The organism is Salinivibrio sp. AR640, from assembly GCF_001995405.1.
In the GTDB taxonomy this organism is placed as follows: domain Bacteria; phylum Pseudomonadota; class Gammaproteobacteria; order Enterobacterales; family Vibrionaceae; genus Salinivibrio; species Salinivibrio costicola.
Window position 1 is genome coordinate 90,117 of the sequence record NZ_MUFD01000009.1, and the last position, 6,938, is coordinate 97,054.

The following is a 6,938-nucleotide window of genomic DNA, read 5'->3' on the forward strand; positions in this document are numbered from 1 at the left end:
GCAGTGCCAAACACCTTTGATGCCAAGAGTTTTCTTAAAACCGTGCCTCACCAGCCAGGCGTTTATCGAATGATGAACGCCACCGGTGAGATCATTTATGTGGGTAAAGCGAAAGATCTCAGCAAGCGATTAGCCAGTTACTTCCGGCTTCAGGTGTCGAGTGAGAAAACTAAAGCACTCGTCCGTCACATTGCTGATGTGGAAGTCACCGTCACCCACACTGAAACCGAAGCGTTAATTCTTGAGCACAACCTGATCAAGCAGCATCGTCCAAAATACAACGTCTTGCTGCGTGATGATAAAACCTACCCGTACATTTACCTCAGTGGCCATGAGCACCCACGGCTGGCGATCCATCGTGGCGCGAAAAAGAAAAAGGGCGAATATTTTGGCCCGTTTCCCGATGCCAACGCGGTGCGTAAAAGCCTGCACTTATTGCAGAAAATCTTTCCTGTTCGCCAGTGTGAAGACTCGGTGTATGCCAACCGCAGCCGTCCGTGTTTAATGTATCAAATTGGCCGCTGTGCCGGGCCGTGTGTGTCTGGGCTGATCAGTGATGAAGAATATGCCGAGCAAGTTAATTTTGCCCGCATGTTTTTACAAGGCAAAGATCGCGAAGTGATCGACAGCTTGGTCGCCAAGATGGAAACTGCCAGCCAACAGCTGCAATTTGAAAAGGCCGCCGAGTACCGCGATCAAATTCAAGCGTTGCGGCGCGTGCAAGAGCAGCAATTTGTCTCGCAAGACAGTGACGATGATCTGGATGTGATTGGCTTTGCGGTCGAAAATGGTGTCGCCTGTATCCATGTGCTCTTTTTGCGCCAAGGCAAAGTGCTGGGCAGCCGCAGCCATTTCCCTAAGATGCCTGCCGAGACCGAGCCAGGTGAAGTGGTTTCAAGCTTTGTCAGCCAGTTTTATTTGGCGCAAGCAGAAGGGCGCACCATTCCAAGCCATATTCTGATTTCAGACGATATTGGCGATGATCTTGGCTGGCTATCGACGACCCTGAGTGAAATCGCCGGGCGCAACGTCCAGCTACAAAGTCGACCAAGGGGCGCTAGAGCGCGATTCTTAAAGTTGGCCAACACCAATGCGCGCACCGCCTTGACCAGTAAAATCAATCATCGGATGACCATCCAACACCGTTATCAGGCGCTACAACAAACCTTGGGCTTGGAGCCGGTTAAACGGATGGAGTGTTTTGATATTAGCCACACCATGGGAGAAAAAACGGTCGCCTCTTGTGTGGTGTTCAATCAAGATGGCCCCCTGAAAAAAGAGTACCGCCGTTATAATATTGAAGGGATCACCGGCGGTGATGATTATGCGGCGATGGCGCAAGTGCTGACGCGTCGGTATAGTAAGCAAGTTGAGCCGGAAAAAATCCCCGACATTATCGTGATTGACGGCGGCAAAGGGCAGCTTAACCGCGCCTGGGAAGTGCTTGAGCCCCTAATCGCCGACTGGCCGATTAACCCGCTGATATTAGGCGTGGCAAAAGGCACCAGCCGTCGACCTGGGCTAGAAACCTTAATTAAAATCTCAGGCGAAGAATTTTCGCTGCCGTCCGACTCGCCAGCCTTGCACCTGATTCAACATATTCGTGACGAAAGCCACGACCATGCGATTGCCGGACACCGCGCCGCGCGAGGCAAAGCACGTAAACAGAGTGTACTCACACAAATCGACGGGATTGGCCCGAAACGCCGCCAAGCACTACTCAAATACCTCGGCGGGCTCCAAGAGCTGAAAAACGCCAGTGTCGAAGAAATCGCCAAAGTGCCAGGCATCAGCGCAACATTGGCAGAGAAAATTCATTCCTCATTGCAAGGTTAGCGGCAATGGGGCACCATAACCTAGTTACTCCTAAAATAAAAAGCTGAGCATGCGTCTAAATATACCTACCATTCTGACCTTTTTGCGCATTGCGCTGATCCCGGTCTTTGTTGTTGCTTATTATCTTCCCTACGCGTGGGCGCCGTTTGTGGCGGCACTGATTTTTATCATTGCGGGGGCGACGGATTGGTTAGATGGCTATTTAGCACGCCGTTTAAAACAATCGACTCGATTTGGCGCATTTCTCGATCCCGTTGCAGATAAAGTGATGGTGGCGATTGCCATGGTGTTGATTGTCGAGCACTATGCGTCTATTTGGGTCACGATTCCCGCTGCCACCATGATTGCGCGCGAAGTGATTATTTCTGCATTGCGAGAATGGATGGCCGAAATCGGCAAACGTGCCAGTGTCGCGGTGTCTTGGGTAGGTAAATTTAAAACCGGCTCGCAAATGTTCGCACTGACCATGCTGTTGTGGCATGGCGCCCCTTGGATTGAGTGGTTAGGGTATATTGCTTTGTATGTCGCAGCAGGCCTAACGTACTGGTCGATGTATCAATATATGATGGCAGCCAAAGACGATTTGCTGGCCGATCCTGATGGCGACTAAGCCCTAACGACCCATATCGCCAACGCACCAGCGACAAAAACGCGCGATAGCGCGCAACAAAAAACGCAGCCCCGTTAAGGCTGCGTTTTGTCGTTTAGCGCTTAGGAATAGTCAACACAAATGCCGCGCCTTGTAATACCGAGTCCGTGACGTGGATATTACCATCGTAACTAGCGATAATTTCATCGCACACGGCCAAGCCAATTCCGGTGCCCGGGTTCAGTTGATCGGCGCGCACGCCGCGTTGAAATATGCTCTCTCGATAGCACTCCGGCACCCCAGGGCCGTCATCTTCAATGATAAGCTGAAACACCTCGCCTTGATCCTCTACGCGCACTTTCACTTGCTCAAGGCAGAATCGATAGGCATTTTCTAACAAGTTACCGAGTAACTCCATCAAATCACTGTGGTGTATCGGCAAAGAGGCGTGTTGATCAAATGCGCGGATCACTTTAACCGGTTTATCGCGATACGCTTTATCTAACATCCCGGCCAAGCTATCGATAGGCGCAGACAGTGGGCTATCTTCGCGTTTTAACCCACATTGCCCCACCAACGCACGTTTTAGTTGATACTGCACCATGTCATCCATTTGGCTGACTTGCTCTAGGATCCGTTTGTTCAGTGCTTCACGCGATAAGCGATTGTCGTCTAACAAGGCGTTGGTGGCCGACAAGCGCGTTTTTAAACTGTGAGCCAAATCATCCATCGCGTGACGATAGCGCGTTTTTTGCTTCTCGCGTTGGGTGATCATCCGGTTAAGCGCTTGGGTAACATCTTGCAGCTCATCAGGATAATCATCGTCCAAGGTTTTTTGCCGTGATTCGGTAATCGCAATCAGCTCTCGTGCCAATCGGCGTAGCGGAGAAAAACTCCAATGGCAGGCGGCGATTACCATGGCAGAGGCCGAAAGAAACAGCAAACTGATATAAAACCAGGTCTCTGTCTCTAAATCAGCTAACTGTTGTTTTTGCATATCCACGTTGCGCAGCACAAACAGCCGGTTATCACTGTCGCCAGGTTGCTTATCGGAAGACAGCCGTTGAGCAACCACGTTAAAGCCCGCAATAGAAAGGTACTGCGGTTTTTTGGTCAGATCAGGCAACAGCGCGCAAATATCGTCGATATCAAAGGCGCGAACATCGCGGGAGGTCCAAAGCGTATGTTTATCTCGCGTACAAAGAACGGACATATAGTCGCTGCTAGAGGGATCCAGCGATTGGATCCACGCCGTGAGCTCATCGGCGCGAATCAATCCATCTTTACTCAGTTGCGCCATGACCATGGGAACTTGTGAGGCCAGATCGCGAGAATAAGCGGCCATCGAGCTTTGTTGATAGAGCTTATTAATTAAAGCGGCTAGGGCGATAGAAAAAACCAGTATGATACCGATAGACGTCGCAAGCACTCGGGTGCGTAATCTTGGTCGACAACGGCATAAGGTAAATTGGCCTAGTTTCATGATTCACTCAGCTTGAATTTCAAAAAGATACCCTTGACCTCGCACGGTCGAGATCGGGTTGCTATGGCCGCTTTGGAGCAGCTTTTTGCGCAGGCGACTGATCATCACCTCAATGGTGTTCGGATCGCCATCTTGATCGTGATACAGCACATCGAGCAAGCGCTGCTTGGAAATCACCTCACGGCTATGACGCATCAAATACTCAAACAAATCATACTCAAACGCGGTTAACTCAAGTGGCTGGCCGTTCACCGTCACCGCTTTGGCTAACAAATCGAGCTCAATGTCACCGGCGGTAATCGTGGGTTTGACAAAGCCAGCACTTCGGCGCACCAAGGCATTGAGGCGGGCAACCAGCTCCGGCTTTTGAAACGGCTTAACCAAGTAATCATCAGCGCCAGCATCTAGACCCGTGACTTTGTCTTGCCAGTTCGCCCGTGCGGTCAACACCAAAATAGGCAGGCGCAAGCCTTTGGCGCGAATGTCCCGAATCAAGCTAATCCCATCTTGATCGGGTAGGCCCAAATCAACAACAGCAATATCGTTAGGGTATTGATCGGCAAAATACAGCCCCTCGCTCGCCGTCTTGGCACAGCGAACATGGTGCCCAAGCTCAGTGAGCTCGGTGTTTAGGTGATGACTTAAAATCGAATCATCTTCAATAATCAATACCTGCATAAAAGCCTCTTTAAAACAAAAAAGCGCCCATGGTTGGACGCATTGATTATAAGTTTTGTTGGCTGAATTGTGCCTGACGTGACGTCGTTCTCTTCGACGGCTTACACCAAAATAATCATTAAGGTGCCGGCGAGTGTCAGGATCACGTTGGCAATCGCATAGGTGCCCGCGTAGCCCAGTGCTGGAATGGTACTGCGCGCGTGCTCATTGATCATATCCATCGCCGGGGCACAGGTGCGTGCGCCAATAATCGCACCAAACAATAAGGCGCGGTTCATTTTAAGCACATAGGCCCCCACCAGATAAGCAATAATTACGGGGATCACGCTAATCACAATGCTGGCCAAAATCACCGAAAAGCCCATATCCGCGATGTAGTCAAATAGCCGGCTACCGGCACTTAAACCAATCCCGGCCATAAAGGTCATCAGGCCTAAATCTTTGACCATATTCAGCGCCCCTTGTGGCACATAGCCGAAGGTAGGGTGGTTGGCGCGTAAAAAGCCAAGACTAATCCCTGCCAGCAGCAAGCCGGCGGCATTACCCAGCCCAAAGGTCACTTGGCCAAAGGTGAGGGTGATCATCCCCAACCCAAGCCCCAGAATAAAGAAGCAACAAAACGCGAGCAAATCCGACATCTGGCTATGAATCGAGATAAAACCAATCCGATCCGCCAGCCCTTTTACGCGGCTTTTCTCGCCACTGATTTGCAACACATCGCCTTTATTCAGAATAATGCCTTGGTCCATCGGCATCTCGACTTGCGCGCGTACCACGCGGTTTAAAAAGCAGCCATATTCCGACAAGCTAAGATCGGACAGCTTCTTTTGCGCCACACTGTCGTTTTTCACCACGATTTCTTCTTCGACGATGCGCAAATCAAGCAAGTCACGATCAAACACTTCTTTGCCGTTTCTAAAACTGGGGTCGAGGCGCGCATGGCTGTCTGGGTAGCCTACTAAGGCAATCTCGTCCCCTTGCTGCAAAATGGCATCGCCATCGGGGTTAGCCAAAATGCCGTTACGGCGAATCCGCTCGATATAACAGCCCGTTTGGCGATAAATACCCAGCTCACGCAGATTACGGCCATCAATCCAATCAATCAGCTCTGGGCCAACCCGATAGGCGCGAATAATAGGCAGATACACTTTACGCTGTGACTCACTGCCTAACCCGCGCTCAATTGCAATTTGCTGAGCAGAGTGCTCCAGGTTATGGCGTTGCAGCTTAGGCATTAACTTGGCAAGCACAATCAAACTCACCAAACCGGTAAGGTAGGCCATGGCATAGCCGACACTGAGGTTATCGATCATCATCCCCAGCTGCTCGCCATCGGTGCCGGTTAAGCCAGAGTTAAGCGCATCTTTCGCGCCCACGAGCACCGGAGTAGCGGTGAGTGCGCCTGCCATCATGCCAGTGGCAATACTGGTATCCAGACCTAACTGATCTTGAAAAAACAACGTCAACCCAATGGCGCTTAACAACACGGTGAGCGCGAGCAATAGGTAAGATTTTCCGTCACGGAAAAACACGCCAAAAAAGTTCGGCCCTGCCTCGATACCGACACAGTAGATAAACAACATAAAGCCGATGCTGAGTGCGTCGGGCGAAAAGGTAAACCCGGCATTACCAAAAATGATTGCGGTGAACAACACGCCGATGGATCCACCGAGTTGCACACTACCAATTTTGATCTTTCCGACGGCCAGGCCGAGCGCGAGCACCACAAAAAGGAGTAAAATATCGTTTTGAAGCAGGAGGTTATTGACGTCTATATTCACAGCACAAATGTCCGACAGCGCGTGCAGAGGGTTAATGTGGTGAAAATTATACCAACCTTAATCACATTTTGTTGGACAAATTTAGTGAAATACACAGAAAAGTTGGGTAAAAAAAGACCGCTTGGCTGATTTTTTCAACGTAAACAACAAAAAGCCCCATCGACTGATTTTTAAGGCGCCCCTATACAAGCCCCTAGACTCAAGCCAACGCCCCCTTACCAGACCCACAGAATAAGCGCTCGCTAACATTTTGGACATTAGGACATGAAAAGCTAACAAGGTATTTGATAGGCTACTACCACAATCGACATTTTTAAGGCCTGTTGGATGCCGCAAACCGGCGGGCGGTAGCGTGGAGAAATACTGGATAGAGAAGGCTCTTCACCGTTCATGGTGGAAAGTCATATCAAGCCCCCCAAAATAGAACAGTATCGCTGTCTTGAACCGTTGTTTGTTTCTAAAGCCTTTGGCTCTAAGCTTCATGTATTGGATTTTGGCATTTATAGCTTCCGCCAGGCCATTCGATGCCTTCAGCCGCATTGCATTAAGGATTGCTGGTAAGTGCTTTTTC

6 protein-coding genes are annotated in these 6,938 nt (G+C 50.2%); 2 read left to right on the forward strand and 4 right to left on the reverse strand.

Annotation, left to right across the window (positions count from 1 at the left end):
* Nucleotides 1-3: 3 nt before the first annotated feature.
* Nucleotides 4-1,836, forward strand: a complete 1,833-nt coding sequence (gene uvrC, locus BZG75_RS06870; protein WP_077461316.1) for an excinuclease ABC subunit UvrC — start codon at nucleotides 4-6, stop codon at nucleotides 1,834-1,836.
* Nucleotides 1,837-1,885: 49 nt separating this feature from the next.
* Nucleotides 1,886-2,446 carry a CDP-diacylglycerol--glycerol-3-phosphate 3-phosphatidyltransferase gene (gene pgsA, locus BZG75_RS06875; protein WP_077461317.1) on the forward strand — a complete coding sequence of 187 codons (561 nt, stop codon included), beginning with the start codon at nucleotides 1,886-1,888 and terminating at the stop codon, nucleotides 2,444-2,446.
* A 94-nt stretch (nucleotides 2,447-2,540) separates the two neighbouring features.
* Here pgsA and BZG75_RS06880 read toward each other — a convergent pair whose 3' ends face one another.
* The 4 genes from BZG75_RS06880 to BZG75_RS06895 all read right to left on the reverse strand — a co-directional run.
* Nucleotides 2,541-3,908, reverse strand: coding sequence for an ATP-binding protein (locus BZG75_RS06880; protein ID WP_021024411.1), 1,368 nt, complete (start codon nucleotides 3,906-3,908; stop codon nucleotides 2,541-2,543).
* Between the two features lie 3 nt (nucleotides 3,909-3,911).
* Nucleotides 3,912-4,586: a response regulator gene (locus tag BZG75_RS06885; protein WP_021024412.1), complete on the reverse strand. Its 675-nt coding sequence runs from the start codon at nucleotides 4,584-4,586 to the stop codon at nucleotides 3,912-3,914.
* A 101-nt stretch (nucleotides 4,587-4,687) separates the two neighbouring features.
* Nucleotides 4,688-6,367, reverse strand: coding sequence for an aspartate:alanine antiporter (locus BZG75_RS06890; RefSeq protein WP_021024413.1), 1,680 nt, complete (start codon nucleotides 6,365-6,367; stop codon nucleotides 4,688-4,690).
* A 381-nt stretch (nucleotides 6,368-6,748) separates the two neighbouring features.
* Nucleotides 6,749-6,938 (reverse strand): transposase (locus BZG75_RS06895; protein WP_162274017.1); only part of this gene is annotated, 190 nt, incomplete at its 5' end.